Source organism: Alcanivorax sp. HI0044, from assembly GCF_001634945.1.
Genome location: NZ_LWEZ01000702.1, coordinates 1 through 648, shown reverse-complemented (window position 1 = coordinate 648; position 648 = coordinate 1). Strand labels below are relative to the sequence as shown.

General features: G+C 62.0%; 1 protein-coding gene. It reads right to left on the bottom strand.

Annotated elements, in window-relative coordinates:
• Positions 1 to 129: 129 nt before the first annotated feature.
• Positions 130 to 648, bottom strand: a 519-nt coding sequence (locus A3730_RS08510) for a helix-turn-helix transcriptional regulator (protein WP_156501083.1), incomplete at its 5' end; no start/stop codon positions are given.

Below are 648 nucleotides of genomic sequence, written 5' to 3'. Positions count from 1 at the left end.
AAGCGCTATGGGGGCGAGGTGAAGGTGCTCGATTTTATCGACGATATTTCGACGACCAAAATCGTGGAAAGAATTCGTCAGGACTGACTCTGCAACGAAGCTGCTGTAGGCGCGCCTCAAGCGGCGCTCCTACTGCTCGGCCCCGGCTTCTTTGCGGTGACGGGCCGGTGTCTTTCCCGTCCACCGCTCAAAGGCCCTGACGAAGGCCGCTGATTCACTGTAGCCGAGCAATTCGGCGATCTGCGCCACGCTGCGGCTGGAGTCGCTCAGGTAGCGTCTGGCCTTGTCTTCCCTGACCTGATCCATGATGCCCTGAAAGGGGCGGGCCTCCTTGCTGAGCTGGCGGCGGAAGGTGCGTTCCGGGATGCCGAAGGCCTGGGCTACCTGTTCGGCGGTGGGGAAAGTACGCACGAACAGGCTCAGGTAGGCGCTAACCCGGTTTGCCAGATGCTCGGTGGGGGCTTCCCGGCGGGCCAGCATGGCCTCGCACTGTTCCCGATACATGTCCTGGGCCATCTTGTTGTAGCCGGGCATGCGTACCGCCATGTCCTCGTTACGGATCACCGCCTTGCAATAGGGCTGGTCGTAGCGCACCGGGCAGCCGAAATAGGCTTCGAATACGCCGGCATGATCGGGACGCGGATAGGG